At 61.7% G+C, this 26,972-nt stretch carries 27 protein-coding genes; 12 read left to right on the top strand and 15 right to left on the bottom strand.

Annotated features, from left to right (window positions below):
• The 7 genes from VGL22_RS18130 to VGL22_RS18100 form a co-directional block, all read right to left on the bottom strand.
• Window positions 1-1,760 (bottom strand): M20/M25/M40 family metallo-hydrolase (locus VGL22_RS18130; RefSeq protein ID WP_465268359.1); only part of this gene is annotated, 1,760 nt, incomplete at its 3' end.
• Window positions 1,761-1,997: 237 nt separating this feature from the next.
• A complete protein-coding gene (locus tag VGL22_RS18125) occupies window positions 1,998-2,627 on the bottom strand; it encodes a hypothetical protein (protein ID WP_465268358.1) in 630 nt (209 codons plus the stop codon).
• Between the two features lie 203 nt (window positions 2,628-2,830).
• Complete coding sequence (locus tag VGL22_RS18120) at window positions 2,831-2,959, bottom strand: hypothetical protein (protein WP_465268357.1); 129 nt, start codon at window positions 2,957-2,959, stop codon at window positions 2,831-2,833.
• Window positions 2,960-3,059: 100 nt separating this feature from the next.
• On the bottom strand, window positions 3,060-3,224 hold the full coding sequence (locus VGL22_RS18115; RefSeq protein ID WP_465268356.1) for a hypothetical protein: 165 nt from the start codon (window positions 3,222-3,224) through the stop codon (window positions 3,060-3,062).
• A gap of 234 nt (window positions 3,225-3,458) precedes the next feature.
• On the bottom strand, window positions 3,459-5,057 hold the full coding sequence (locus VGL22_RS18110) for an acido-empty-quinoprotein group A (protein ID WP_465268355.1): 1,599 nt from the start codon (window positions 5,055-5,057) through the stop codon (window positions 3,459-3,461).
• Window positions 5,058-5,067: 10 nt separating this feature from the next.
• Window positions 5,068-6,210, bottom strand: a complete 1,143-nt coding sequence (locus VGL22_RS18105; RefSeq protein ID WP_465268354.1) for a c-type cytochrome — start codon at window positions 6,208-6,210, stop codon at window positions 5,068-5,070.
• A gap of 118 nt (window positions 6,211-6,328) precedes the next feature.
• Window positions 6,329-7,711, bottom strand: coding sequence for a multicopper oxidase family protein (locus VGL22_RS18100; protein WP_465268353.1), 1,383 nt, complete (start codon window positions 7,709-7,711; stop codon window positions 6,329-6,331).
• A 346-nt stretch (window positions 7,712-8,057) separates the two neighbouring features.
• Between VGL22_RS18100 and VGL22_RS18095 the strand changes: the two genes are divergently transcribed.
• The 4 genes from VGL22_RS18095 to VGL22_RS18080 all read left to right on the top strand — a co-directional run bounded on the left by VGL22_RS18095 (window position 8,058) and on the right by VGL22_RS18080 (window position 12,384).
• Complete coding sequence (locus tag VGL22_RS18095; protein ID WP_465268360.1) at window positions 8,058-8,498, top strand: MarR family winged helix-turn-helix transcriptional regulator; 441 nt, start codon at window positions 8,058-8,060, stop codon at window positions 8,496-8,498.
• Complete coding sequence (locus tag VGL22_RS18090) at window positions 8,495-10,159, top strand: chloride channel protein (RefSeq protein ID WP_465268352.1); 1,665 nt, start codon at window positions 8,495-8,497, stop codon at window positions 10,157-10,159. The genes VGL22_RS18095 and VGL22_RS18090 overlap by 4 nt, the downstream gene beginning before the upstream one ends.
• A gap of 77 nt (window positions 10,160-10,236) precedes the next feature.
• Window positions 10,237-11,139, top strand: coding sequence for a ThuA domain-containing protein (locus VGL22_RS18085; RefSeq protein WP_465268351.1), 903 nt, complete (start codon window positions 10,237-10,239; stop codon window positions 11,137-11,139).
• 126 nt (window positions 11,140-11,265) lie between these two features.
• Entirely contained in the window at window positions 11,266-12,384 is a 1,119-nt protein-coding gene (locus VGL22_RS18080; protein ID WP_465268350.1) for a 4Fe-4S binding protein, read from the top strand.
• A gap of 96 nt (window positions 12,385-12,480) precedes the next feature.
• Here the strand turns inward: VGL22_RS18080 and VGL22_RS18075 are convergent, their stop codons facing one another.
• Together VGL22_RS18075 and VGL22_RS18070 are read right to left on the bottom strand one after the other, a co-directional pair.
• Window positions 12,481-13,020, bottom strand: a complete 540-nt coding sequence (locus VGL22_RS18075) for a hemerythrin domain-containing protein (protein WP_465268349.1) — start codon at window positions 13,018-13,020, stop codon at window positions 12,481-12,483.
• Between the two features lie 78 nt (window positions 13,021-13,098).
• Window positions 13,099-14,244 (bottom strand): TIGR04053 family radical SAM/SPASM domain-containing protein, encoded by a 1,146-nt coding sequence (locus VGL22_RS18070; protein WP_465268348.1) that lies wholly within the window; start codon window positions 14,242-14,244, stop codon window positions 13,099-13,101.
• A gap of 69 nt (window positions 14,245-14,313) precedes the next feature.
• Here VGL22_RS18070 and VGL22_RS18065 point away from each other — a divergent pair, with 69 nt between their 5' ends.
• The 3 genes from VGL22_RS18065 to VGL22_RS18055 all read left to right on the top strand — a co-directional run bounded on the left by VGL22_RS18065 (window position 14,314) and on the right by VGL22_RS18055 (window position 17,133).
• On the top strand, window positions 14,314-15,015 hold the full coding sequence (locus tag VGL22_RS18065) for a Crp/Fnr family transcriptional regulator (protein WP_465268347.1): 702 nt from the start codon (window positions 14,314-14,316) through the stop codon (window positions 15,013-15,015).
• A gap of 70 nt (window positions 15,016-15,085) precedes the next feature.
• Window positions 15,086-15,823 carry a DUF542 domain-containing protein gene (locus VGL22_RS18060; protein WP_465268346.1) on the top strand — a complete coding sequence of 246 codons (738 nt, stop codon included), beginning with the start codon at window positions 15,086-15,088 and terminating at the stop codon, window positions 15,821-15,823.
• The gene (locus VGL22_RS18055; protein WP_465268345.1) at window positions 15,820-17,133 is read left to right on the top strand and encodes a hypothetical protein; all 1,314 of its coding nucleotides are present in this window, start codon (window positions 15,820-15,822) and stop codon (window positions 17,131-17,133) included. The genes VGL22_RS18060 and VGL22_RS18055 overlap by 4 nt, the downstream gene beginning before the upstream one ends.
• 216 nt (window positions 17,134-17,349) lie before the next feature.
• Here VGL22_RS18055 and VGL22_RS18050 read toward each other — a convergent pair whose 3' ends face one another.
• Window positions 17,350-17,619, bottom strand: coding sequence for a hypothetical protein (locus tag VGL22_RS18050; protein WP_465268344.1), 270 nt, complete (start codon window positions 17,617-17,619; stop codon window positions 17,350-17,352).
• Window positions 17,620-17,645: 26 nt separating this feature from the next.
• Window positions 17,646-17,894 (bottom strand): hypothetical protein, encoded by a 249-nt coding sequence (locus VGL22_RS18045; RefSeq protein WP_465268343.1) that lies wholly within the window; start codon window positions 17,892-17,894, stop codon window positions 17,646-17,648.
• A gap of 118 nt (window positions 17,895-18,012) precedes the next feature.
• On the opposite strand from VGL22_RS18045, the gene VGL22_RS18040 reads away from it, so the two are divergent.
• Both VGL22_RS18040 and VGL22_RS18035 read left to right on the top strand, forming a co-directional pair.
• The gene (locus VGL22_RS18040; RefSeq protein ID WP_465268342.1) at window positions 18,013-20,295 is read left to right on the top strand and encodes a nitric-oxide reductase large subunit; all 2,283 of its coding nucleotides are present in this window, start codon (window positions 18,013-18,015) and stop codon (window positions 20,293-20,295) included.
• A gap of 118 nt (window positions 20,296-20,413) precedes the next feature.
• Window positions 20,414-21,328, top strand: coding sequence for a bifunctional 5,10-methylenetetrahydrofolate dehydrogenase/5,10-methenyltetrahydrofolate cyclohydrolase (locus tag VGL22_RS18035; protein WP_465268341.1), 915 nt, complete (start codon window positions 20,414-20,416; stop codon window positions 21,326-21,328).
• Between the two features lie 57 nt (window positions 21,329-21,385).
• On the opposite strand, the gene VGL22_RS18030 is transcribed toward VGL22_RS18035, so the two are convergent.
• Window positions 21,386-21,514, bottom strand: a complete 129-nt coding sequence (locus VGL22_RS18030) for a DUF5615 family PIN-like protein (protein WP_465268340.1) — start codon at window positions 21,512-21,514, stop codon at window positions 21,386-21,388.
• A 7-nt stretch (window positions 21,515-21,521) separates the two neighbouring features.
• Window positions 21,522-21,701, bottom strand: a complete 180-nt coding sequence (locus VGL22_RS18025; protein WP_465268339.1) for a DUF433 domain-containing protein — start codon at window positions 21,699-21,701, stop codon at window positions 21,522-21,524.
• 71 nt (window positions 21,702-21,772) lie between these two features.
• Between VGL22_RS18025 and coaE the strand changes: the two genes are divergently transcribed.
• Together coaE and VGL22_RS18015 are read left to right on the top strand one after the other, a co-directional pair.
• The gene (coaE, locus tag VGL22_RS18020; RefSeq protein ID WP_465268338.1) at window positions 21,773-22,516 is read left to right on the top strand and encodes a dephospho-CoA kinase; all 744 of its coding nucleotides are present in this window, start codon (window positions 21,773-21,775) and stop codon (window positions 22,514-22,516) included.
• Window positions 22,517-22,636: 120 nt separating this feature from the next.
• Window positions 22,637-23,794, top strand: a complete 1,158-nt coding sequence (locus VGL22_RS18015; RefSeq protein WP_465268337.1) for a S1C family serine protease — start codon at window positions 22,637-22,639, stop codon at window positions 23,792-23,794.
• 87 nt (window positions 23,795-23,881) lie between these two features.
• Here VGL22_RS18015 and VGL22_RS18010 read toward each other — a convergent pair whose 3' ends face one another.
• On the bottom strand, window positions 23,882-24,178 hold the full coding sequence (locus tag VGL22_RS18010; RefSeq protein ID WP_465268336.1) for an antibiotic biosynthesis monooxygenase family protein: 297 nt from the start codon (window positions 24,176-24,178) through the stop codon (window positions 23,882-23,884).
• Between the two features lie 188 nt (window positions 24,179-24,366).
• On the opposite strand from VGL22_RS18010, the gene VGL22_RS18005 reads away from it, so the two are divergent.
• On the top strand, window positions 24,367-25,776 hold the full coding sequence (locus VGL22_RS18005) for an esterase-like activity of phytase family protein (protein WP_465268335.1): 1,410 nt from the start codon (window positions 24,367-24,369) through the stop codon (window positions 25,774-25,776).
• Between the two features lie 82 nt (window positions 25,777-25,858).
• Here the strand turns inward: VGL22_RS18005 and VGL22_RS18000 are convergent.
• Window positions 25,859-26,972, bottom strand: a 1,114-nt coding sequence (locus VGL22_RS18000) for a (Fe-S)-binding protein (protein ID WP_465268334.1), incomplete at its 5' end; no start/stop codon positions are given.

Raw genomic sequence — 26,972 nt, 5'->3', positions numbered from 1 at the left:
GCGCCGGGGAAGATGCCTTCCAGGGGCTCGCGCAATTTCTGTTCCTGCTCCGGATTGGGCAATGGCTTGCGCGGAAGCATCTGGTCGCGCTGCGCCGCGTTGTAGAGGAAGATCGCCTCGACCGTGGCAATCTGCTTCAGGTCGGCTGCCTGCAGGCGCTCGTAGGTGTCGTCGTTGGAGTGATGCGTGCGGGTCTCGTAATCCAGATCGTCCTGGATGAACTGGAACCCCGGAATGCCTACCGCGTCGAAGCTCAGGTGATCGGTTCCGCCGGTGTTGCGATTGGTGATGGCGGTTACGCCCAGGTCCTTGAGCGGGGCGATCCACTGAGCGAAGATGGAATCCATCCTGCTGTTGGCTTGCGTGTAGACGCCGCGGATCTTACCGCTGCCATTATCCACGTTGAAGTACCCGGAAATCAGCTTCTGCTCGGGCTTCACCTCCAGGGGCCCGGCGGCGCGGCGCATGAACTCCGGCAGAGCCATCTGATCGGGCGCGGTCGAGGTCTTGGCCGAGCCGAAGTGCTGGGTGCAGTAGCCTTTCGATCCGAACAGCCCTTGTTCCTCACCCGTCCACAGGGCGATGCGGATGGTGCGGCGAGGCTTGACGCCCAGTGCTTTGAGGATGCGTACAGCCTCCATGGCCACAACGGTGCCTGCGCCATTGTCGGTCGCGCCCGTTCCCGCGATCCAGCTATCCAAGTGGCCGCCTACCATTACCACTTGCTCTTTCAGCTTGGGATCGCTGCCGGGGATCTCGGCCACGGTGTCGTATCCGTGCTCGTGGTCTCCCGTGAATTTTGTTTCTACATTGACTTCTACTGTGGCCGGCGCGTGTGCCTGAACGAGCCGGTAGAGCCTTCCGTAGCTCTCGATTGTCGCCACCACTACCGGGACCTGCACCTTCTTGTCGGCGAGGTAAGGAGTGCGCCCCATGGTGGCGCCGTTGTCGTCAAATAGAGTTCCGCCCGAGCCGCCGCCGCGACCACCGTCACGGCTGGGCTCGATGACCGCCGCCACCTTCTCGTCGGCAAAGAATTTTGCAATCTTGTCGATCATTGCAAGACGCTGCATGCGCTCGCGGATGCGCACCTGCATCTCCGGCGAGATCCCAGCCGCTCCGGCAGTCACGGGATAGCTGGCCAAGTCCTCGAGTTCCTGCTCGGTGTAGCGCTCGAACAAGGCTTTGTCGACCGGGGGAACTTCGCGCATGGCGCCGAACAGCACGATTTTGCCTGCCAGCTTGCCACGGTACTGGTCGAAGTCCTTGTCACCATCGATCTTCACGAAGGTGACTTCGCCGGTCGCCGGCCCATTGGTGGAGGGTGACCACGGCGTGGCCTGCACAATCAGCACTGCCGTATCGGGCGTCACCATGCGGGCCCAGGTGTTGAGCTGCTGCCAGCCCAAGCCGAACTCGCCCCAGTCTTCCAGGTGTGCGTTCTCCAGGCCGATTTTGGTCAGCGTGTCGCGTGTCCACTCGTTGGCCTTTTTGGCGTTGGGGGATGCGGTGAGCCGCGGACCGATGCCGTCCATCAGCGCCGAAGCAAACTCCATCACGTGCGAGTGATTGAGCCCCTCGTCGCGGATGCGCTGGTACATAGCGAGATCGAGGTTCTCCTCGGCCGGCTGCACTTCGGAATAGGCATCGGTGGCCGCCGGTGGAGCTTCAGCCTTCGACTTGGATTTGTCGGCGGCGTACAGGGTTATAGCTGCAGAAAGAAGGACAGAGGCGAACAGACGCCAGGGGCGTTGGGTCATCAGAATTGGCTCCGGAGAGGAAGAGTGGGTCCGATGGCATTTTAGGACATAGAGGCAGGGAGTGGAGATAAGGAGGGCGAGAGGGGCAGGCGAGAGAGGTTACAAAGTTACAGAGTGACACAGTTACAGGGTGACAAAGTGGAGGCCCGAAAGCCTCTCGTCCGTCAGCTCTGTGGCTGGTGCAACTTTGTCACTCTGTAACTTAGTAACTCTGATCTTCCGTCCTCATCACTGGATTTAGTCGCTTTTGTCCGATTCGCCCACAGCCGCGGCGGGCAGATCCAGCCCGATCAGCGCGAACCGGGTCTTGTCGGTATCCCCATGCTCAAAGCCCACAATGTGCTGGTGCCGTTTGGAGCCGGCTTTCAACTGCAGCCCGCCGCCCTGGCTGTAGTCCTTGTCGTCGAATTTGAAATGCGCTCCATGCTTGCCGTTATCGGTGCAGGTGAGCCCTTCGGCGGTGGAGGTTGGCGTGCCCACCGGGGAGTTATCCTGGCACGTGAGCACGTCGCCGTAGCGGCCCAATGCCTTTTTGTAGAACGCGGTCACCTGCTCTTTGGTGTCGCCTGTCTCGTACTTCACGACGCGGACCCGCATCTGCCACTCGCCAAATCCCATGTGCACGTCCGCCGATTTGTCGTTCTTTCCCTTGCCGCTTACCTGCTCGGCCCCGGGATAGACCGGCAACCCCAGGTCGGAGGCTGAAATCTGATCGGTGTTCACGTGCACGCCGCCGAACGGCGTATCCACCTGGACTGTCTTCTCCTGGCCGTTCGAATCCTTATCTACGCGGACCCGGCAGCCGGCCAGCCCTGCAATTGCGACAGCCATCGCGGCAGTGATGCAGATACTCGATATACGTGTCATTTGGATGACCCTCTGGGACTGAAGTACGCGGGGGCGGGGACAAAGGTTCCTCGGCGGCGAATTGTGATCCTTTGTATCACCTTGAAGGCAAAGAGCGGCGCATTATCGGAACGCAGCAAAAGGCTAGACGGTGGCGGCTCAGAAGAAGTGAAAAAGGCCGCAGCGGGAGGCCGCGCGGCCGTTACTCGGGTGTGATGCGGAGCTTAGTGAGCGGTGTGGCCGTGGTCTTCGTCGTGCGCATCGTCCGGCCGGCTGCTGGTGGCGAACAGAATGGAGGCAAGAAACGCGACAAGGATCGCGGAGACAACGACGTACGGGGAAGTGATGTCCATCGGACTGGGCTCCTTCGCCTTCTAGACTAGCAGCTTCGAGCTGGCGGATTCCAGCTCGCAGCAGTCCATCTTGCAGGAGAAAGGACCTCCTTTCCGGGGGTCAGGATGGCCGGGTGCCGCCACTACCAAGCAGCATGAGAACGGCGGCCATGGTGTACCCAACAGCGAGGACAACGGCATAGACCACCAGGCCGGCTATCTCCATCTGGTTGCGGGTGAGGTGTCTTCCATCATTTTCGTGAAGCTGCATTTCGGGAGCGAACATGGGGGACTCCTTTAGGAGAGATCCATCGGAAGAACCCATTTGGGACCCAGTCGCGAGGCGCAGGCTTGCTCCCGCCCAAAAAACATGTAAGGGCTTGTAAAATCCTGCGAACAAGTGGTTTACATTGTGATTTGTGCGGGAGCAGAACGGAGCGGGACGGTCAGGTTCAAGGGGCCGCAGTCTCCCACCCTGGCGGCCAAGACCAGCGCGTCGCGAGGGTGGTGAGCACGGATTTCAGCGGCGTTTAGCGATGGCGGGGTGCGGTACAGCGGGATGTTCCGGAAGCTCCCAGACAAACAGGATCCCACCCGCGCTGGTGACCACGTATTGCCGCCCGTCCAGCTGATAAGTGATAGGCGAACTCTGCATACCGTCCCCCATACCGGCGTGCCAAAGGGTTTTTCCGGTGGCCGTGTTGAGAGCGAGGAGGTTGCCGGTCGAATCTCCCGTAAAGGTCAACCCGGAATCGGTGGTGAGGACGCCGGCGCCGGAACCGGAGCCCACATCGTGAACCCAACGCATCTTGCCAGTCTGGTAGTCGATGGCTTCGATCTGGCTCTTGCCCCAGACGTCATAGTCGGCTCCGGCCCATCCGTAATAGCCGTCCGCCGGCTTGGCGAAGTAGAGGCTCCAGCTGGGATGAGCGTTGACGATAAACAGGCCTGTCTTGGGATCGAAACTGGGGGCGCGGTAGTTGGTGACGCCGCCTTCATCGGGGGCGACAATGCGGCCGTCGGGCGCTGGTTCCTTGTCGGGATTCGGAATTGGCCGTCCCTGCTCGTCAATGCCTTTGGTCCAGTTCACCGGACCAAAGGGCACGGTAAGGAGCGCCTTGCCGGTGATGCGATCGAGCACGAAGAAGTAGCCGTTGCGGGATGCCTGCATGAGCATCTTGCGCGGCTTGCCGTGGAAGTCAGCATCAACGAGCACGGGGGTTTCGACAGCGTCCCAGTCGTGGGTATCATGCGGGGAAGCCTGGAAGCCCCAGGACAGTTTGCCGTTGTCCGCGTTGACCGCCACGATGGAGCAGGTCCAGGGATTGTCGCCGGGGCGGGTAGTGCCGCTGAGCACGGGCGTAGGATTTCCGGTACCCCAGAAGATGAGGTTGAGCTCGGGGTCGTAGGTGCCGGTCATCCACGTCATGCCGCCGGTGGTCATATTGGGAGTGCCGGTGGGGGGGGTAGCATCCCACTGCCACTGGGTTTCGCCGGAGTCGGGATCGATGGAGCGGAGATAACCGGGCAGGTTATCAAAATCTCCCGAGACGCCGACGACCACGTGATTGCGCACGACCAGGGGCGACATGGTCATCCAGTAGCCTTTGGTGACGTCGGCAATCACCTTGTCGAAGCGGACCTTTCCGGTTTTGGCTTCTAGAGAAATCAGGTGACAGTCCGGGGTGGTGAAGTATAGCCAGCCTTTATACATGGCCACGCCGCGGTGTCCGATGTGATCGCCTTGGGTAGAGGGGCGGTGGTAGTGCCAGAGCTGGTGGCCGGAGCGAGCGTCGACGGCCCACACGTTGTCAGGCACGGTAAAGTAGAGTACGCCATCCACCAGGAGCGGCGAGGACTTGATGGCGGCGTTCTGGTGCGTCTGAAAGACCCAGGCCAGACCCAGGCTGGAGACGTTCTGCGGGGTGATCTGCTTGAGCGCGCTGTGACGCCGGCCGGTGTAGTCACCGTGATAGAGCGGCCACGAGTCGGGTGACGGGTGGACGATCTGGTCGGATTCGAGGTTTTGGCCGTGGGTGACGGCCGGCAGAAGGACTGCACCGGACAGACCGGCGAGCAGGGCTGCGAGAGTGGCCTTGGTCGTTATGCTCGATTTCACTGGCTCACTCCTACCGCAAGGTCTGCAGGTACTTCATCAAGTTGTGGATGTCATCGTCGGAGTACTTGGGGAGCTGGTCGATGTGGGCGTCGGCGGGAGACTTCACGGTAAATTTGACCAGACGCGTGGGCCAGGAGCGGTAGGTGCCGGATTCGTCGCGCAGGCCGATGGTGAACTCATCGCGGTAGGCCAGGGTGCCGGTGAACGTCTTACCGGTGGGTGTCGTCACTGTGACTTCGCTGCGGCTGTTGCGCGGGTAAAGCATGCGCTCTTCAAGCTGCAGGCCCTGGAACCGTCGGGCGATGCCGGCGAGGTCGCCGGTGGCGGAATGGCACTTGGCGCATCCGCCGGGGCCTTCGAAATATGCCTTACCGGCCTGGGCGTTGCCGGTCTGCAGGTCTTCAGGGACGACGCCGCGGCGGCCACCGGCGTGGGCTTCAGCGGCTTTCACGCGGGCGTGGATGAAGGCGACGAGCGAAGCCATTTCCTGGGTGGAGAAGTTGAAGCCGGGCATCTTGGTGTCAGGACGGCCTTCATGCACCACCGGGCCGATTTTGTCGCCGTTCTTGTCTCCGAGCACGAGCTTGGACTGGGTGAGGTCGGGGCCGGTTTCGCCGCCCATCGCGTCACGGCCATGGCAGAAGGCGCAGTTCTGGTGGAAGAGCCCTTCGCCGGCAGTCAATTCAGGGGAAGGCTGAGCTGAACCGGCGCTCGAGGACTCGGGCGAAGACGGCGCCGACGCCAGGAACTGAAGGAGGTTATTCAGGTCGTCGCCCTGGAGCTTGGGGAAACCAGGCATGCGGCCTTTGCCCGTATGGATGAGGGCGGTAAGCTGGTCGTTCGAATACCTGTGCGTGATGCCCTGCACCGGGGGGAAGGCGGGCAGGCTGCCTTCGCGATTGGTGCCGTGGCAGATGGCGCAGCGTTTAGCGTAAACGGCGGCGCCCGGGTCGGGGCCTGGCGCCTGCGTCTTGGTGGGCTGAGACGTTTCGGCGCCGACGACGGGGTTCTGCGTCGCGGGCGGCTGCTGCTGGGCGGCAGGTTGCTGCGCGGCAGGTTGCTGGATTGCCGCATGGAGCACGGCGGGTGTGCGAGCGGCGGTGATGGCGGCCGCGATGGCAGCGGCCAGAAATGCGATTCGAATTCCCTTCACTCTTTGCGACCCCTTGCGATGGTTCAGCGTGTTCAAATTTCGTGCGACTGAAGGAGCTTGCGGAGAATGAGCTTGCCGTGCGGTCTGGAGACCGGCACGGCAATTGCGGGTTACTCCGTCATACGTACTTGAAAAGCATCATGAAACCGTAGTCCATGTGCAGTTGCTGGTGGCAATGGAGGAGCGTGTCACCGGGATTGTCGGCCACAAAGTCGACCTCCACCGTATCGAGAGGCATGATGTTGACGGTGTCTTTGCGCAGCCCGCTGAGTTGCTTCTCGCCGATACTCGTCACTTCAAACGTGTGGCGATGGAGATGGATGGGGTGCTGGTCGCCGGAACCATTGCGGAGCACAAGGCGGTAGCGCTTGCCCTGCTGCAGCATCACCGGGTCGGCATCGGGCCAGGCTTTGTTGTTGATGGTCCAGGTATCGAACTTCGAACCCTTTTGCGGACCGATGTCGCGGAACGTAAGCTCAATGCTCTTGTCAGGCGCAGCAGGGGGAGTGGCCGACGCAAACTGGATGTAGTCCCACTCAACGGGCTGGGGATCTTTCCACACGGGCTCGCCCTTCTGGCCCGCATATTCAACCACAATTCCGAGGCCCTGCTTGCGCGAGGACTCGAGCGTGGAACCAAGCACCCAGACGCCTGGTGCATTCATTTCGACGATGGCGTCCACGCGTTCCGCCACCGCAAGAGACAGCACTTCGACACTGCGCGGCGTGGGGACAGGATTGCCATCCATGGCAATGACCTTGAAACTGTGGCCGGGCAGCGCCAGAATCACGTTTTCCGTGGCGCTGGCATTGAGCAGCCTCATGAGCACGCGCTGCCCCTTTTTCACGCGGATGGGATCGCCCGAGCCAAGCATGTGCTGGTTGATCGTCGCGTACTTATATCCGACATCAGAGCCGGTGGTCTGGGGCACGTTCGCAGACATGGCGCGCATGGTTTCGACCATGGGAATGAATGAACCTTCCCAGTGGTGGATGGCGAGGTTGACTTCCATGTCCCAGGGCGCGGGGTTTTCTTTGCCTTCGATGAGCAGGAACCCGAACTGGCCGCTGTACGTGCTGAGGGTGAGATTGTCGCCGGCGCCGGCATGGGTGTGATACCAGCGCGTGCCAGATGGCCGCGGGGTGAAGCTGTAGCGCAGCGTCTTGCCCGGCTCAATCATGGGCGAGCCCTCTTCCATCGCTCCATCGCTGAGGGAGTCGATGGCGAGACCGTGCCAGTGCGTCAGGTCAGGGTTTTCTGTCCCATTCGTCACGTCGATGGTGACGGGAGAGCCTTCCTTGAGCTTGAGCAGCGGGCCCGGGACCTGGCCGTTGTAGGCGGTGGTTTTGATGGTTACACCGGGGGCAATCTCGATGGAGCAGGGTTCAATCCTGAGGCTGTGGTCGGCTTTGGCCGCGGCAGCCTGCGAGGGCATCAAACCGTGCAAAGTACGGCCTGCAAGCATTACGCCTGCCGAGGCAAGAAAATCTCTACGCTTCATAGGTAAAGCCCGTTCTTGCGGTGCTCGGTCTTGTGGAGTCCGGCTGCGGTTTTTTGCTGCACAAACGTCTACCCGCGCTTTCCGAATTGGACTCAGGTTCGGCAAGGGGGAAGCTCGATCGCGGATCGATCGGTGCGGCCTTTGTTACAGGAGAGCAGTCTACCCGGCTCAGCGGAGAGTAAGCAAACTGGATCGCTGGTTGAAGTGACTCGAAGTACGGCACATCGGGACAATCCAGAGCGCCGGTCGGACAGGGGCATCGGTGGTTGCGGTCTGGGTTGCGCAAGCAGGGAACCAGGAAGTTGCACAAGGGATTGAGTCGTGAAACGATATAAGTGTGCAAACTATGCAGCCCACCGACATTCGCGACCCCGCAATTCTAATACGTACGCTGGCGGACTTCCGTTACGCCATGAGGCGGTTCTATCAGTTCAGCGAGAAGGCGGCGCTGAGCGCCGGCCTGCAGCCACGTCAATATCAACTGCTGCTGCAGGTAGCGGCCGCTCCCGAACACACCACCGTCACCATCTCCTATGTCGCCGACCGCCTGGGCCTGAAGCACAACAGCACAGTGGAGCTGGTGGACCGGTCAGAGAAAGAGGGCTTGGTGGCGCGCTCAGAAGACTCATCCGACCGGCGCCGGACGATTCTTCGCGTGACCCGCAAGGGCAGCCAGTTGCTCAGCAAGCTGGCGGGCCAGCATGCAGAGGAGCTGAATGACGCGGCGCCGCGCCTGATTGACGCGCTCGAACACATTCGCCGGCATGCACGCCGGGAGGCACAATGAAATCGCGTCCGTCCGCGTTGCGTGACTTCACGGTAGACAGCCGCGTGTGGCTGCTGAGCGGCGTGGCCCTGGTGATCGGGGCGGGGGCGGCTGGGCTTGCGGTGTTTCTGCTGCGCGCCATTGCCTTTGCCACAAATCTCTTCTACTACCACCGCTTCAGCGCCGCCATGGTAGGCCCGGCGGGATCAACATGGCCGCATTGGCTGATGCCGCTTGTTCCGGTTGCCGGCGGCCTGATTGTGGGTTTCATGGCGCATTACGGGTCCGACAAGATCCGAGGTCACGGGATCCCGGAGGCGATTGAAGCCATTCTGCTGCGCGGCGCGCGCGTGGAGCCGAAGGTGGCGGTGCTCAAGCCGCTGTCGGCGGCGGTGGCCATCGGTTCCGGCGGACCGTTCGGCGCGGAAGGGCCCATCATCATGACGGGCGGGGCGTTTGGATCACTGGTGGCGCAATGGCTGAAGCTGAGCGACAACGAGCGCACCACGTTGCTGGTGGCGGGCGCCGCGGCCGGCATGTCAGCCACCTTTGCCACGCCCATTGCGGCGATTTTGCTCGCGGTAGAGTTGCTGCTGTTCGAGTGGAGGCCGCGCTCGCTGGTGCCGGTGGCCGTAGCCAGCGTGATTGCAGGCACGCTGCGCATTTACTGGCTGGGACCGGGGCCACTCTTCCCTGTAATGTTGCATGGGTCGCTGCCTCTGGAGGAGCTGCTGCTGGTTTCAGCGCCGCTGGGGCTGCTGATCGGGCTGGCCGCCGCGTTTTTGAGCCGGCTCATGTATGGGCTTGAGGACCAGTTCGAGCACTTGTCGGCGAAGCTGCGCATTCACTGGATGTGGTGGCCGGCAATCGGCGGCGTTGGCGTGGGGATTGGCGGCATCTTTTTCCCGCGGGGGCTGGGCGTGGGCTATGACAACATTGCAGAGCTGTTGCGGGGCGATGCGCCATTGGCACTGCTCATCGGCATCATAATTGCCAAGTCGCTGATGTGGGCCTTTTCGCTGAGCTCTGGAACCTCCGGCGGCGTGCTGGCGCCCATTCTGATGATTGGCGCGGCGATTGGTGAAAGCCTGGCGCAGCTCGCACATGTACCGGGGGAGACGCAGGCGATCTGGGCGTTGATGGGTATGGGCGCCATGCTCTCCGGAGCCTTGGGTGTCCCGTTGACGGCGATTCTGTTTTCGCTGGAGCTGACGCACGGCTGGGCTGCGCTGTTGCCGCTGGTCCTGGCCTGCACCGCGTCGTATCTGGCAACCGCGCTGATGATGCCTCGATCGATTTTGACCGAGAAGCTGAGCCGTCGCGGGTATCACTTGTCGCGCGAGTATGGCGTGGATCCGCTGGAAACCATTACAGTGGCCGAGGTAATGACGCGATTGCCCGAGGCGGATCAGACCGCGGCTCCACCGGAGCAGCAGATGCATGAGGGGTTCGTTTACACGGACGAGACCTGCCGCGCCGTAGCCGAAGAAATGTCCACTACCGGCTTGTTGCGCATGCAGGTGGTGGACCGGGAGAGCTGCCGCGTGACTGGAAGCATTGGCGCGGCGGAACTGCTGGCCGGCCGCAGGCGGGCGGTGCGCCGCGAGTCGGAACGGCGGATTGCCTTTCAGATTTTTCCAGATCGAGCGAGAGAGGATGAGAACGATCTGGTTTCAAGTTGAGGGGTTGGAGTTGGCTTGATGTTGCGCTGTAGAAGCGCGTGTGTCTAGACTTTGTCGCGTACCAAGAAGGAGATTTCGTGCGCCTGTTCCGGACGTCGTTCCCCAAGTGTGGTTTGTTGGCCCTGGTCTTCACCCTCTTCTCCGGCTTTGGATGGACGCAGGCAGCGCCCGCCCCAGGGGCGCCGCCGCATCCGCAAGCCCACAACAAATCGGTTCACATGAAGCATGTTCTGGTCATCGGAGAAACAAAGGGGTTTGAACATGATTCCGTCTCGGCCGCGATGGTGGCGATCTACGACATGGGCAAGGAGAGCGGGCTTTGGGATGCGGAGTTGCGCACCGACACCGAGCTACTGACGAAGAAATCGCTGGGCATGCGCAACGCGAAAAACCTCAGCTATTTCGACGCTATCGTGTTTGCCAGCACTACCGGCGAGCTGGACATGGATGACAGCCAGAAGGCCGACATGATGTCGTTCATCAAGGAAGACGGCAAAGGGTTCGTGGGCATCCATGCCGCGCTCGACACCAACTACAAATGGCCCGAATACGGCGAAATGATCGGCGGCTGGTTCAACGAGCATCCATGGATGACCTTTGAGGCGCCGATTATCAATGAGGCTCCGGATTTTCCGGCGGTGCGGCATTTTCCCGGGGCTTTCATGAAGTACGACGAGATTTATCAGCCGAAGGAGTGGTCGCGCGACAAGGTGAATGTGCTGTTGAGCCTGGATGCGAGCAAGCTGAACTATGACAATAACCCGCGCGTGCATCGCACCGATCACGATTTTGCGGTGGCATGGAGCAAGATGTACGGCAAGGGGCGGGTGTTCTATTCGACCCTGGGGCACACGGAAGAGGCTTGGAACGATCCCGACATCCGGAAGATGTATTTCGAAGCGGTGAAGTGGGTGCTGGGCATGACGGAGGGATCAACCGCATCGCACCCGCGCCCAGCCGGCCAGGAACCAGCGAAATAGCGGCAAGTAACAGAGCGAAACAGTGACAGCGCCGGGATGTTCCCGGCGCTTCACTTTTGGTGTGACTTATGTCATTGGGGATTCGGGATGGCGGCTCTTAGCCTCTGAGATACAGAGGAAAGAAATATGGCTACCCCGGTCGCAGCTCGCCATCAGGCGTCAATCCCGACACGAGAGAAGAAAAAGCTGTTTCGCCGTTCGGCGCCAGACCGCGCGCAGAAGATTCGCCACTGGGTGCAGGGGCTGTTCCTGGCTCTGAACGGCTGGCTGGGCATTCAGTTTTACCTGTGGGTGCGCTACTACGAGCGCGGGGGGGTGGGGCTTTATGTGCCGCGGCCGGCGGGCGCCGAGGGGTTCCTGCCCATTGCCGGCCTCATGAACCTGAAGTATTTTGTCATGACGGGGCACGTGCCGCCGGTGCATCCGGCAGCCATGTATCTGTTCGGCGCCTTTCTGCTGATGTCTGTTCTGCTGAAGAAGGCGTTCTGCAGTTGGCTCTGCCCGGTGGGGACATTTTCGGAGTTCCTGTCTGCAATCGGGCGGAGGATTTTTGGGCGGAACCTGCATCTGCCGAAGTGGGCGGACGTGTCGCTGCGCAGCCTCAAGTACATTCTGCTGGGGTTGTTTGTGGCGGTAATCGGTGCCATGTCGGCCGAGGCACTGCTGGGCTTTATGAGTACGCCGTACGGCCCGCTGGCCGATGTGAAGATGCTGAACTTCTTCCGCGACATCGGCGTGACGGCAGCCGTGGTGCTGGGGCTGCTGATGCTGCTGTCCATGCTGGTGCAGAACTTCTGGTGCCGCTACTTGTGCCCCTACGGCGCGCTGTTGGGACTGGCGTCCGTGCTGAGCCCGGTGAAGATCCGACGCGATGAAGAAGCCTGCATCGACTGCGGAAAATGTGCGAAGGTTTGCCCGGCGGCGCTGAAGGTGGATCAGCTTGTACAGATCCGCTCTGTGGAGTGCAGCGCCTGCGTGCAGTGCGTGACTGCTTGCCCGGCAGAGAATGCGCTGCAATTCGCGCTGCCGGCGCGGAAGGCTCCGACGGCGCAGCAGCGGTGGTATCGGCGAGCGTTGTCTCCAGTAGCGGTTACGTGCGTGATCGCGTACCTGTTTTTCGGAATCGTACTGTATGCGCGGGCCACGGGGCACTGGAAGACTGACTTGCCGCGCGAGGTTTACATGGAACTGGTGCCGAATGCGAACCAGTTGAGCCATCCGACTTCAGTGAGCACGGGGCAGTGAAGAAGGCAAGGGTCAGGCAATAGGCAATAGGCATTTGGGTCGGGGCTGGAGCGTCGCTCCAGCCCCTCTATGTTGGTTGAAAACATAGACTCGCGGTTATGTGCGGCGGGCCTTGAACTCCTGACCCATCGCGGCGAGGGCGTCGGCCTTGAGCAGTTGCGCGGCGCGGGGGAAGACCACTTGCTCTTCGAACTGGATGTGGCGCTCATAGAGTTGGCCCAGGTTGCGGGCGGCGGTGGCGAGCTCTTCGTGCTGCTTGGATGAGAGCAGGCCGCTGGCGATCCATGTCGAATAGAGCGCGTCGACGCGTCGGTGCATCTCGTCGGCTTGGCGATGGTCGTGCTCCAGACCGCCTATCTCTTCAAATCGCGCCGCAGCATCCGCGGCGCGCATGCGCGGGAAGAGTGACTGCTCCTCATCGGCGCTGTGCCGTTGGCCGCCGACACGGAAGTAGTGGAGCGCGGCCTGTATGGCAGAAGTTTCCTCCTCTGTCAGACCGCGACCCCTGGCGCGCGACACAACCACGCAGAGGACGTTGAGGAAGTTTTCAATGCGGCGATGGCAGTCCTTCAGCATGCCGAGCGGATCGTCAAATCCCGCGTCCGGTTTGGCTCCAATCTGGATTCCCTTGTGCATCGGTTTGCTCCGTTCGTTCCCATCATAAAGATGCGGGCGCCGCTCCGCTGGAAGCGACGCCCCGGTTTCAAGGCGCTATCAGGCGCCCTGCAAAACGTGCAGGGTGTTAACGGTTTTTACCGTCTGTGTCGGCATGCTGTAGCCACGCGGAATGTACGAGCAGCAGGGCTCCTCGCTGTGGGGATTGCCGGTAAGGGCGTAGGCGCGGGAGCGGGAGCCGCCGCAGATCTCCTTGAACTCACATGCGCCGCATTTGCCTTCCAACTGCGAGGTATCGCGCAGTGCGCGGAAGACGGGGGAGTCGCGGTAGATGTCGGCCAGTGGCTGCTGGCGAATGCTGCCCGCGCTCATGGGCAGGAAGCCGCTGGGGAAGACTTCTCCGGTGTGCGAAATGAAGACGAAGCCTTTGCCGTCGTTGAGCCCGCGCGGGGCGCGGCCAATGGCGTCCTCAACCGGGGCAGCAGTATCCGTGACGAAGCCGGCTTTGCGATCTGCTACTTTTTGCTGCAGCGCGTAACGCCGGTAGTGCTGCGCCTCGGTGGTCTTGATGTCGAAGCCCGCCTTCTTTGAGAGCTCATGAATTTTCGCGAAGACCTGCTCGAACTCGTCGGCACTGAGCAGGTCGTTGAGCTTGCCGCGGCCGGTGGGAACGAGGAAGAACACAGACCACAGCGTGATCTTGAGCTGCTCCATGAGCGCCACAATGGAATCGATCTCGCCGATGTTGCGGCGGCTGAAGGTGGTATTGATCTGCACGGGCAGGCAAGCTTCATTGGCCCAGTGCACGGCGTCGAGCGTGCGGGCGAAGGAACCGGATAGTCCGCGGAAGGCGTCGTGGGTTGCGGCGCTGGCGCCGTCCATGCTGACGGCGAGACGCGCCAGACCTGCGCCTCTCAGGCGAAAGACGACCTCGCGGGTGAGCAGCGGAGTAGCGCTGGGCGTGAGTGAAACACGCACGCTCACTTTGCGCGCGTGGCCGATTAGTTCGAACAGATCGGGACGCTTGATGGGGTCGCCACCGGTGAGAACGAAGACGGGAACTTCAAGGGCGGCGATCTGGTCGATCAACTGCTTGCCTTCATCGGTGCTAAGTTCCATGGGGTGGCGCTCGGGCTGAGCGGAGGCGCGGCAGTGCACGCAGGCAAGGTCGCAGGCCTGGGTCACTTCCCAGATGGCGATGAAGGGGCGCTGGTTGAAATCGGTTGTGTGGACGAGCGGGTTCATGACTCCATCCAACCTGACAGCCGCCATAACCGCAGTGACGAAAGTCTCTCCATTGATAGAATCAGTGCCGTGACCGTCCCAAGGACCGACCTCGCCGCCGTTCTGGCCAAAACGCCCCTGCTTTCCACTCTGTCGCCGCCTGAGTTGCAGAGCCTGAGCGCACGCACCGTGCGCAAGCTGTTCAGCGCGGGCGAGCTCATCTTCTCTGAAGGGGAGCCTTGCAACGGCCTGCATATCATCGCGCGGGGCAAGGTGCGCATCTTCAAAACATCCGTGAGCGGGCGTGAGCAGGTGCTGGCGCTGAACGGGCCGGGCGAGAGCGTGGCGGAGCTGCCTGTGTTTGATGGCGGCCCCTTTCCGGCGTCGGCGATGGCCGTGGACGACACCGAGATGGCCTTTATCTCGCGACGTGACTTTCAGGCCTATTGCATGGAGCATCCCGAAGTGTCGCTCAAGGTGCTGAGCGTGGTGGGCGAGCGGCTGCGGCGCCTGGTTGGGATCATTGAAGAGCTCTCGTTCACGACGATCCGGCAGCGGCTCATATCGGTGCTGGTGAAGCTGGCGCAATCGGAAGGAAAGGCGATTCCGCAAGGCATCGAGTTCCTGCTGCCCGCCACACACCAGGAGCTGGCTAATCAACTTGGCACCGTGCGCGAACTCATCTCGCGCAACCTGATGCGCCTGCAGGCCGAGGGGCTTATTGAAGTGGAGGCGCGACGCATTGTGGTGAAGGATGTGCGAGGTCTGAGTGCGCAGCTGGAAACAACCTGAGCGGATGCCAGTGACATAAGTCGCTGTGGCGTCGTGAGGGTCCGTCTAGTGTTGCAGGTGGAGAAACCTCATGGCCACCCCAACCCAATCCATTCGCGAGATCATTAGTTCTCAACCTTCTGCGGCAGCCATCCTGCGGCGCTTCGACATCGACGTGTGCACGCACGCCGGCGAAACCCTTGATGAGGCGTGCGCTGACCTGCAGCTCTCCGTGGAGCAGGTTCTGGAGAAGCTGGAGCACGATGCGGCGGTCAGTACCGGCGCAGAGTTTGCGGACCCGAATGAGCTCTCGCCCAGCCGGCTGATTCAGCACATTGTGCGCGTTCATCACCGTAACGTTCGGCAGGAGCTGCCGCGCCTGGTGGAGCTGGCGGACACAGTGGCCGAGCGGTATGGCGAGCGGGCTCCGGAGCTGCGGACCGTCAGGTCCGTGGCGACTGAGCTGCATGCGGAAATGGTGGAGCACATCCGCAAGGAAGAGCAGATCCTGTTCCCATACATCGCGCAGGTGAATGAGGCGCCGCTGCTGGCCTTCCGGCCTCCGCAGCAGTGCTTCAGCCGCGTGGGGCAGCCCGTGTTCATGATGGTGCAGGAGCATGAACGAGGCAAGTTGCTGCTCGCGGATTTGCGCCGCCTCACGAGCGATTTCAAGCCTCCGGTCTGGGCCTGCTCCACATTCGTTGCGTTGTATTCGGGGCTGCGCATCTTCGTTGACAGGTTTGAGGAGCATATCCGGCTGGAAAACGAAGTGCTGTTTCCACGCGCCATGCAGATGGAAGCAGAGCTGATGCAGGGAGGTGCGCGATGAGAGCGATTGGGAACATGGATGTTGCGGCACGGCGAGAGCGGCAGAAGAGCCTGATGCTTCGCGCGTGGATCCTCGCCGGGCTGTTTTTCATGGCGCTGCCGGGGACCCTGCTGGGATTCTCAAACTTGGTGGCCATCAGCGCGCATCATGGGCTGGGGACTCTTCCGGCCGCCTGGATGGAGGGGCACGGGCACGCGCAGATGTTCGGGTGGATCGGCAGCTTCATTCTCGGGATCGGGTTCTATTCGCAGCCGGCGCGGAAGTCTGTGCTGCGGATCCCCTTGGGTTGTTTCGTGCTGTGGACCTCGGGCGTGGCGCTGCGCTGGTTTGCGAATGTATACGCATGGCACTGGCGCACGCTGTTCGTTGTTTCGGCAAGCGCGGAGTTGCTGGCTTTGCTGCTGTTCCTTTCGGCGGCACGGTACCACAAGATGCCCGAGACCGGCGAAGGGAAAAGCAAGCCGAGCATCGAGCTATGGATGATTTCGGTGTTTGTGGGAACGGCGGGTCTGCTGGCCGGTGTGGTGTTCAACCTTGTCGAGTGCCTGAGGTTGGCCGTGGCGGGCGCGAGCGAGAGCTTTCCGCACGTGCTGGATCAGCGGTACCTGGTGATTTTGGGCTGGGGATTTCTGGCGCCGACGGTGTGGGGATTTTCGGCGCGGTGGTTGCCGACATTTCTGGGCGTCGGGCAGCCACAGGCGCGGCTCTTTCGCTGCGCGTTGCTGATGGATGTGGTGGCGATCGTCGCGGCATTGTTTGGGCAGGTGCCTGCCGCGACGATTTTGCTGATGATTACTTCGATTACGGTTCTGTTTGCACTAGGACTGGCGGGACGGCCGCGGAGCAAGGCAAAGGTGCAAGGGATACATGCGAGCTTTCCCGTGTTCGTACGGATTGCGTATGTTTGGCTGGTGATTGCCGCAGGTATGAGCGTGTGGGCCGCGCTGGCGGATGTGCACAACGGCGTCTGGGGCGCTTCGCGGCACGCGCTCACGGTAGGGTTTGCAGCAACGATGGTGTTTGCGATCGGGCCGCGCATCTTGCCGCACTTCGGCGGTGTGTACAACCTGTTCAGCAAACGCCTGATGCTGGTAAGCCTGGTGCTGCTGCAATGCGGATGCACGTTGCGGGTCACGTCGGAGCCGCTGGCGTATGAAGGCTTCTCGTTATTTGCGTGGAGGGTGCTGCCGATATCCGCGACGCTGGAGCTTGCCGGTGTGCTGGTGTTTGCGTTCAATGTGGCCATGACGTATGCGAAGGGGAAGTCGTTCTTTGCGGAGTCGCAGTTGAACGAGAGCAGCGCGGCTTAGGGAGCGTTACGCCCGCACTCCCACCTTGCGACAAAAACAGAGTCGTCGCGAGGGTGGGGGCACCCGGGGGCTTGACTGATCCCACCCAAGCAGAGCTTGGACGGGGCACCCCGGCAACAGCAGATTCACATAGAAGAAAACAGACGGGAAAGGCGAGTGCAGAAGCGGGTCCTTCGCTACGCTCAGGATGGCAAGTGCCGAGGTGGCAAAGGACCGCTATTGTTCGTTCTCAGGGTGAGCCCAGACCCACGTAGCGCCGAGCGAGGACCGGCCCGGTGTGGCTTCCGGCACGAAGGGGATCAGAGCCCAGAAGCCGATGAGCGCGAGTACTACGAGGTTTGGAAACAGCAGGGGCGCCATGGGCGGCGCGCCGTTGACGAGGCGATCCCGGAGGCTGGCGCCGGGCTCAATGAGGTTGGCGCGCAGGTGGAACCAGAAGCCGAGCACGCCCACGGCTGCCTGGCACAGCATCACGATCAGGCACATGTCGAGATAGCGGCGCGCAACGTCTATCAGAAGCGGTACGAGCAGAAAGCCAGTGGCGAATGCGGAAGAGACAACAGGGATCCATCCGTCTGCGCGAAGAAGCCGTTGGATGCGTGGTCAGTGAGCGACAGGACGAAGTTGCCAAAGAAGCCACCCATTGCCAGGGCGATTACCCAGCCAGCAAGGAGAGCTGAACTGTTGTTATGGCCGGGGCCGGGAAGCGGACCGCGATCAACGACAGCATAACGCCCAGGAGGCGCGATGTGCTGCGTCATCAGTCATTCAAGTTCATGGACTTCCTGTGACTTAAGTCCCTGCGGTGCGGTGCGGAGGTGGATAAGGTGAGTTGTAGCAGCAACACCCTTTGCACACTGAGTGCGAATCGAGGCAAGCATGAGTTACAAACGTTATTGGCTGGCGCTGACCGTGGTCATCCTGGGCTCGTTCGCCGTCCTGGGCACGATGGGTCGGAAGATGATCAGCCAGGCACCTCCCCTCCCCGACGTGTATTCCACGGATGGTCAATTGCTCTTCACGGGCGCCGAGATCACCGATGGACAGAACGTGTGGCAATCCATTGGCGGGCAGGAGATCGGCACCGTATGGGGCCACGGCGCGTATGTGGCGCCGGACTGGAGCGCCGACTGGCTTCACCGCGAATCCGAAATCCTTCTGGACACCTGGGCACGACAGAAGGGCGCTACAGATTTCGCCACGCTGAATATTGAGATCCAGGCAGGTTTGAAGGCTCGATTGATACGCGAGGAGCGCACCAACGCCTACGATTCAGCGCGGAACCGCGTCGTCATTTCCGCTGAGCGTTCAGCCGCCTTCCAAAGGCTGGCCGTTTATTACGCTGACGTATTCGGCACCGGGCGCAAGGAATATGCAATTCCCCACGGCGCGTTGGTCGATCCCGTCAAGCAGCATCAGCTCGCCGCGTTTTTCTGGTGGAGCGCGTGGGCCACTGCAACCGAACGGCCCGGATCAGATGTGTCCTACACCAACAACTGGCCGCATGAGCCGCTGGTGGGAAACAATGCCACCTCGGGTGCCATCCTGTGGAGCATGATCAGCGTGGTCGCTCTGATTGCCGGCATCGGCGCGCTGGTGTGGTGGAATGCGGCGCGCGAGAAGGAACATATCACCGGACCGTTTCCGGTGCGCGATCCGTTCCTCGGGGCTAAGCCCATTCCGTCACAGCGCGCGACGATCAAGTACTTCGTTGTGGTGGTGATCCTGTGGGGCGTACAGATTCTGATGGGTGCCATCACGGCGCATTATGGCGTGGAGGGGCAGGGCTTCTACGGCTTCCCTCTTGATAAATACCTGCCTTACGCCGTTACGCGCACGTGGCACCTGCAGATCGCGATCTTCTGGATTGCCACCTCGTGGCTGGCAACCGGCTTGTATGTTGGGCCGGCGGTGAGCGGACATGAGCCTAAATATCAGCGCCTGGGCGTCAACGTGCTGTTCGGCGCACTGGTGCTGGTAGTCGGCGGCTCGCTGGCGGGCGAGTGGCTGGGCATCCAGCAGAAGCTTGGCAACGCCTGGTTCTGGATTGGCGCGCAAGGCTACGAGTATGTCGACCTTGGCCGGCTGTGGCAGATCCTGCTCTTCGTTGGACTGGTGTTGTGGCTGGTGCTAATGGTGCGCTCGCTCAAGCCGGCGTTCAAGAAGAATTCGGAGGACAGGTCTCTGCTGTCGCTGTTCCTGGTTTCCAGCATTGCGATTCCGACCTTCTACGCGGCAGGCCTGATGTATGGGCAACGCAGTCACCTGGTTACAGCCGAATACTGGCGCTGGTGGGTGGTTCACCTCTGGGTGGAAGGCTTCTTTGAAGTGTTTGCCACCGTGGTGATCGCGTTCCTGTTCACGCGTCTCAAGCTGCTCGAGATCCGAACGGCCACAAAGACTGTGATGTTCTCGACCATCATTTTCCTTTCGGGCGGCATCATTGGCACGTTCCATCATCTTTACTTCGCCGGATCGGGAGCGGGGGTGATCGCACTGGGCGCGGTGTTCAGCGCGCTTGAAGTTGTGCCGCTGACGCTGATTGGATATGAAGCGTGGGAGAACCTGCGGCTGGCGAAGCCTATGGAGAAAGCGCCGTGGATCGCGAACTACAAGTGGCCCATCTACTTTTTCGTCGCAGTGGCGTTCTGGAATTTGGTGGGCGCGGGAGTGTTCGGCTTCCTCATCAATCCGCCGGTCGCTCTTTATTACATGCAGGGGCTGAACCTGACCCCGGTGCACGGACACACCGCGCTGTTCGGCGTGTACGGAATGCTCGGCCTGGGGCTCACATTGTTCTGCCTCCGCGTGCTGCAGCCGGCCCGCAAGTGGAAGGAAGGCCTGTTGAAGGCTTCCTTCTGGTTGATCAACCTGGGGCTCATCTTCATGGTGGTGCTGAGCATGTTCCCCATCGGGATTCTGCAGGCTGAAGCCTCCATCAAGTACGGCACGTGGTATGCGCGCTCGGCGGAGTTCATGCAATCGGAGCCGATGCAGGTGCTGCGCTGGATGCGCGTACCGGGGGATGTACTGTTCGCGGTCGGCGCAGCGCTGCTGGGCTGGTTCGTGCTGGGCCTGCTGACGGGCCACTCGTACGAGCCGGAAAGCGACCGCACAAGGGCGTACAAAGAAGAGCGCGAGGCAGTGCTCTCGATTCGCTAACGCATGTTGCACTTCACCACTTTGCGGCGCCCCCGACAGGGGCGCCGCTTATTTCTGGCGCGGCGTCTGGCCCAGTGGGTCGAGATTGAAGCGATACCATGAGCTTGGGGAGTTAAGGATGCCAAAGGTACTTGATGGCGCGGTGATTGCCTCCGAGATCAAGCAGGAAGTAGCTGAAGAGGTAAGGCGGCTGGCCAGCAAAAATGTGCGGCCGGGGCTGGCTGCGGTGCTGGTGGGACATGTGCCGGCCTCGCAGATTTATGTGAAGAGCAAGGTGCAGGCCTGCGCGGACCTGGGGCTCTACAGCGACCTAGTCAGGCCGGCAGAGACCGTGACCACCGAGGAGATGCTGGCGCTGATTGCGACGCTGAATGCGCGAGAGGACGTCGATGGCATCCTGGTGCAACTGCCGCTGCCGAAGCAGGTGGATGCGAAGGTCCTGCTGGACGCGATTGCGCCGGAGAAGGATGTGGATGGGTTTCATCCTGTGAATGCGGGAAGGCTGCAGGCGGGACGACCGGCCTTGGCGCCGTGTACGCCTGCGGGGGTGATTGAGATTCTGAAACGGAGTGGCATTGCGATTGCCGGGGCAAACGCTGTAGTGGTCGGGCGCAGCGACATTGTGGGCAAGCCTGCGGCTATGCTGCTGCTGCATGAGAATGCAACGGTCACGATATGCCACTCGAAGACGCGGGATCTGGGTGCGGTGACGCGGCAGGCGGACATTCTGGTGGCGGCGATTGGACGGCCGGGGTTTGTTACACCGAGGATGGTGAAGCCGGGCGCTACAGTGATTGATGTGGGCATCAACCGGATCGACAACCGCGAGGAGTTTGACAGGTTCTTCAAGGGGAATGAAAAGCGGGAGGCTGCTTTCGCCAAGCGCGGGGCAGTGATCGTGGGCGATGTGCATCCCGCGGCGTTTGAGGTGTCCGGCGCGTACACGCCAGTGCCGGGTGGCGTGGGGTTGCTGACGATCGCCATGTTAATGGCGAATACGGTGCGGGCGGCGAAGATGCGGCGGGGGTTGTAGGGAAATCTCTTATCTCAGAATGAGAAGACTACGGCTGGACTCTTCGAATGCGGCTAATCAGATGGCGTTGTCGCGAACGAGCCCGATCAGCTCGGCGGTTGAACAGTTGCCTGTTTGCAGCAGAACCACGTGCGGAGGAGCGCCCCACACCATGCTCAGATTGGCGAAGTCCTTCTCCTTCGTCACAGAATTGCTACACCGCCTGGAAGTCTTCTATCTCGAGGTAAGGGAAGTCTGCCAGAATCTCGTTTTCGGTCATGCCGGAGGCCAGATAGGGAGCAAGGTCATAAACGGTAAACCGCAGGCCCCGGATGCAGGGCTTGCCACCCATCTTCCCCGCTTCGACAGTGATCCGCGGATTCAGGCTTGCCATGCCAACTCCTCTCGACCCGATCGCCTTATGTTAGTGCTGTCCGGTCCCGCGTTTTTAAAGGTCCGTCAACCATGCTTCGCGTAGGTCTTACCGGCGGTCTGGGCAGCGGCAAAAGCACGGTGGCCGCGCAGTTGCGTTCGCTGGGCGCTTACGTCATTGAGGCGGACGAGCTGGGACGAGAGCTGATGCGACCGGGACAGGCGGTGTACGAGGAGATTGTGGGGGCGTTTGGGCCGGAGGTGGTGGGCGCTGATGGGCGTCTGGACCGGGCGCGGCTGGCGCAGATGGCGTTCGGAGAGGGGCGGCTGGAAGAGCTGAACGCGATTGTGCATCCGGGGGTGATTGCGGCGCAGCAGCGCTGGATGGAGGGCGTGTTTAGCCGCGATCCTGCCGCCGTGGCGGTGGTGGAGTCGGCGCTGATTTTTGAGGTGGAGCGGGATGCGAAGGCTCGCGCATGCCACCCCAGCGGCAAAGACAAAGACGCCGCGAAGGTGGGGCACCCCGAAGTCGAGAGGTTACTTGCCGACTGGCGTAAACGCTTCGACCACATTATCGTGCTCACCGCACCGGACGAGCTGAAGATTGCCCGATATGTGGAGCGTGTGGCGAAGGATCCGGAGAAGCGCGCGGCGGCCGTCGCGGATGCGCGGGTTCGCCTGGCGCGGCAGATGCCGGATGCGGAGAAGGCCGCGCGTGCCGATTTTGTGCTCGAAAATACCGGCGACCTCGAGTCCCTCCGTGCGCGGGTCGGGGCGCTTTGGGTCCACTTGCGGGCGGAGAGCAACAATCAGGCGAGTTCCGGTTCATTAGAATAGAGATAGGTGCCGGGCGACGGACAGGAGAGCTGTCTGTTTCACCCGCGCCCCCGTCGGCGCAGAGCGGGCCGCGAGCTTTTGCCCCCGTGATGTGCGCTGGAAAGGTTCTGGAGTGAGGCGATGAAGATGCGACGGATTTTGCTGATTGTGTTGCTGGTGGGTGGCTTTTGGTATGTGACGGCCCATTTGCCGGGAGACCTGCGGCATCTTTCGCTGCTGGGGTCGCACGCGGCGGAAGGCTCGGGGCTCACGCTGACGGAAGCTCACGCGGCGCCGGAGTATGACAGCGAGGAGCAGAACAACATCGCCGTCTACAAGCGTGTGCTGCCCTCCGTGGTGAACATCACCTCCACGTCGCTGGTGTTCAACTTCTTTTACGGAGCGGTGCCGCAGCAGGGTCAGGGCTCCGGGTTCATTCTCGACAAGGCGGGCCATGTGCTCACCAACTATCACGTGGTGGAGAATGCCAATCGGGGCATCGAGGTGCAGCTCTCCAACAAGCACAAGTATTCCGCCAAGGTGATCGGATCAGATCACACACATGATCTGGCGCTGCTGCAGATCGACGCGCCCAACCTGCAGCCGGTCACGCTGGCCGACTCGTCGGGCCTCGCAGTCGGCCAAAAAGTCTATGCCATCGGCAACCCGTTCGGCCTGGCCGGCACGATGACCCGCGGCATCATCAGTTCGATCCGCTCCGTGCGGGGAGCGGAAGGCGCGCCCATTGAAGACGCGATCCAGACGGACGCCGCCATCAATCCCGGCAACTCCGGCGGCCCGTTGTTGAACTGGCATGGCGAGGTCATCGGCATCAACACCATGATTGCCTCGAACGGCGCGGAACAGAGCTCCGGCATCGGCTTCGCCATTCCCATCAACACCGCCAAGGCGGTGCTGGCCGATCTTACGCGGTACGGCAAGGTGCGGCGCCCCTCGCTGGGCATCTCGTCGTTTGCCATTGGACCAGACCTTGCGCAGCAGCTTGGCCTGGCTGCCGATTACGGCGTTCTGATCCAGAAGGTTATTCCCGGCGGGGCGGCGGAGCGCGCCGGCCTGCACGGCGGCAATGAGCAGGCCTATCTCGGCAACCAGCCCATCATGATCGGCGGCGACCTGATTGTCGCCCTTGACGGCCAGCAGGTCACGGATCCTCAGGACATCAGCGAGGTCATGGACCGTCACCAGGCCGGCGACACCGTGTCGGTGTCGATTGTACGGGGGCGGCGTCAGATGACCATCAAGCTGATTCTGGGCGAGGCGCACGGACAGACGACTTGAAGGCAGGCATTAGGGATTGGGCATTAGGGACTAAGCATTAGGCAGTAGGCCGCGGCAATCCCGCGCCTCGATGCCTAGAGCCTGCCTTCAGGCCGTGTAGGCGCCGATGCGGGTTTCCTTTGCGGTGAGGTCGTCGCAGGTACGGTCGAGCTTCTCGTAGTCGCCGTCGCGTTCTTTGCGGAAGGCGCGGAAAGCTTCCTCGCTGGTCCAGCGGTCGATGGTGACATAGGAGCCCGGAACGTAGGCGTCGCGAAGCAGCTCTGTGCCGCGGTATTCGGGAGACGAGCGGAATAGGAGAGCCCAGTCGCCCTCAGGCCCGTAGGCCGCCTCGAACGCGGCAATCTTCTTCTCAGCGATTTCAAACTGCCAGATCACGATAAACATGGCTGCCTTCATGCTAAGACACGACACCGGAGGGTGCAGGCGTATCGCGCGTAAAGGGGCGGTCCAGACCCAAGCAAGCAGCCGCCGGATTTGATTCACGGAATGTTTACGGTGTGTTCATGTACGACGGTGGGGTTTGTTTCGAGACTGATCGCCGGAGCCGTGCGCTCCGAGGAGGTCTCCCAACAATGAATACAACTGCTCTCCGCGTCGCCATCGTCGCCATGGGCTGTGGACTTGCCGCAAGCCACGCTCTCGCGCAGAATCTTGCCCTGTTAGCTGTCGGAACGCTCGACCAGAGTCGGGCAGGGGCCTGGGCCGATCGATCCGGCCTTAGTTATACGCTGGAAAACGGCGCCCCTGCCAACCTGCTGGGCGGGTTCGGCTCAGCTCTCACATATGCGTCGGGCAACACGTTCCTGGCGCTGCCGGACCGCGGACCCAATGCTGTTCCGTTCAATCCGAACGTCGATGACACGGTCAGCTATGTCAACCGCTTCCACACGGTGGAGATGAAACTCAAGCCCAGCACGAGCAGCACGGGGTTGCCGTATACCCTTGTGCCGGACATGAAGAAGACCACCCTGCTGTGGAGCCTCACGCCCCTGGTGTACGGGACGGGAGACGGTCTGGGAATCGGGTCGGGCGTTCCTCCCATCAACAACTTCTTTCAGCACTACTTCACGGGGCGCTCGGATGGGTTCGACCCGGCGGCGAGCTCGGGCGATCCGCACGAAGCGCGTTTCGATACCGAAGGAATCCGGATTTCGAACGACCGCGAGAAGGTTTACATTTCCGATGAGTACGGGCCGTATGTATACGAGTTTGATCGCGAGACGGGCATGCGCCTGCGTTCGTTCGCTCTGCCGTCCTCTTTCGATGTGCCAAACCAATATCCGGTGGGAGCCACCGAGATTTCGGGAAACACTGTGGGCCGCACGGCGAACAAGGGTATGGAAGGTCTGGCCATCACGCCGGATGGACGCACGCTGGTGGGGATCATGCAGAATGCTCTGATCCAGGACGCGAACCAGGGCGGCGCCGCTGCGAACCTTTTGCGGATCGTGACGATCGATCTGCATTCGGGACGTGTGACTCATCAGTACGCCTACCTGCTCACCACCGGTTCCGGCGTGAGCGAGATTCTGGCGCTGAACAATCATGAACTGCTGGTGGATGAGCGCGATGGGAAGGGCCGTGCGTCGCAGAACAATGCCAAGGTGAAGCAGTTGTTCAAGATTGACCTGAACGGTGCGGTGGATGTGAGCCAGATGGACGGTGCCCATGCGGCATTGCACGCGGTGCCGAAGACGCTGTTTGTCGACCTGGTGAGTTCACTCAACGCCGGCGGGATCTCCTCGGCGCTGATTCCGTCCAAGATTGAGGGCATCACGTTCGGGGCGGACATCAAGCAGAACGGAAAGACGGTGCATACCCTCTGGGTTGCGAACGACAACGACTTCCTCTCCACGACGACGGACTCGAAGGGCAACACGATCGACAACCCGAACCAGTTCTTCGTGTTCGGATTCACGGATGCGGACCTGGGCGGATCAGCGTTTGTGCCGCAGTTCCGGGGCGAGCGCGACGACGACTAGCCGCGGCAACCACTGCAAGGTAGTGTTCAACGAGGAAGGGCCGGGACACGCAGTGGGCGTGCCGGCCCTTCTCCGTTTTTGTTCAATACGATTCAGGGGTCGGAGTGACAGGGTCTACGGCCAGGGCCTCAGCGAAATGTTTGGCGCGGCGATGGCCGAGCTGGTCAATCTGCTCGCGGCAGCTGAAGCCGTCGGCGACCAGGATCGTGTCGGAGCTGGCCTTCTCGATGGCGGGCAGCAGGCGCTGATTGGCGATCGTCTGGGAGACTTCGAACTTGTCGGCTTCAAAGCCGAAGGGGCCGGCCATGCCGCAGCAGCCGGCTTCAATCATCTGGACATCGGCGCCGGCCTGGCGGAGGAGCGCGACTTCGGCCTTGGGTCCTCCGAAGACGGCCTTGTGATGGCAGTGGCCGTGGATGAGGATGCGCTTGCCGGCGAGGCGGTCCGCGGCGAAGGCAGGCGCCTGGTCAGCGAGGAAATCAGCCAGCAGCGAGACAGAATCGCGCAGGCGCCGGGCGCGGGGATTGTCAGGGAAGAGCTCGGGGAGTTCGTCGCGGAAGACGCTGGCGCAGCTTGGTTCGAGGAAGACGAAGGGAAGACCGGCGTCGATCTGGGGGGCCATGCGGTCGAGGACATCCTTGAGATAGGCGCGTGCGTGGTCGAGCAGCCCGAAGTCGTAGAGAGGGCGGCCGCAGCAGATGTGGCGGTCCGCGGTGGTGACGCGGAAGCCAGCTTCAGTGAGGAGCGACTCGGCGGCGGTGAGGGATTGCGGATGGTAGTAGTTGTTCCAGGTGTCAGGCCATAGAACCACCACCTGCGGTGGGGGCGCCGGCTTCTTCGTCTCCCAGGTCTCAGGATCGAGACCTGGGGCACCCAGGTTCGCTGCATAAGGTGAGAGCTGCCGGGCTTTGGTCCACGGTTGGGGGGCGAGCTCGGGGAGCTTGCGCTGCTTTGCAACGCCTGCGATGCGCTTGATGAGGGGGCTGGTGAGAGGGCCGTTGAGGATGGCGTTGGTGAGGCCAGGCACATGCGAGCCGAAGCGGGCCATCTTGTCTGCAAAGCCGAAGATGTAATGCTGCAGTGGATGGCGGCGGCCTTTGTAGCGCTGGGCGAGGAACTCGGCTTTGTACTGCGCCATGTCGACCTGGACGGGGCACTCAGACTTGCAGGCTTTGCAGCTGAGGCAGAGGGAGAGA

Source organism: Occallatibacter sp., from assembly GCF_036502485.1.
In the GTDB taxonomy this organism is placed as follows: domain Bacteria; phylum Acidobacteriota; class Terriglobia; order Terriglobales; family Acidobacteriaceae; genus Telmatobacter.
Note: the sequence above shows the minus strand (reverse complement) of the source record. Positions and strands in the feature narration are given on the sequence as shown.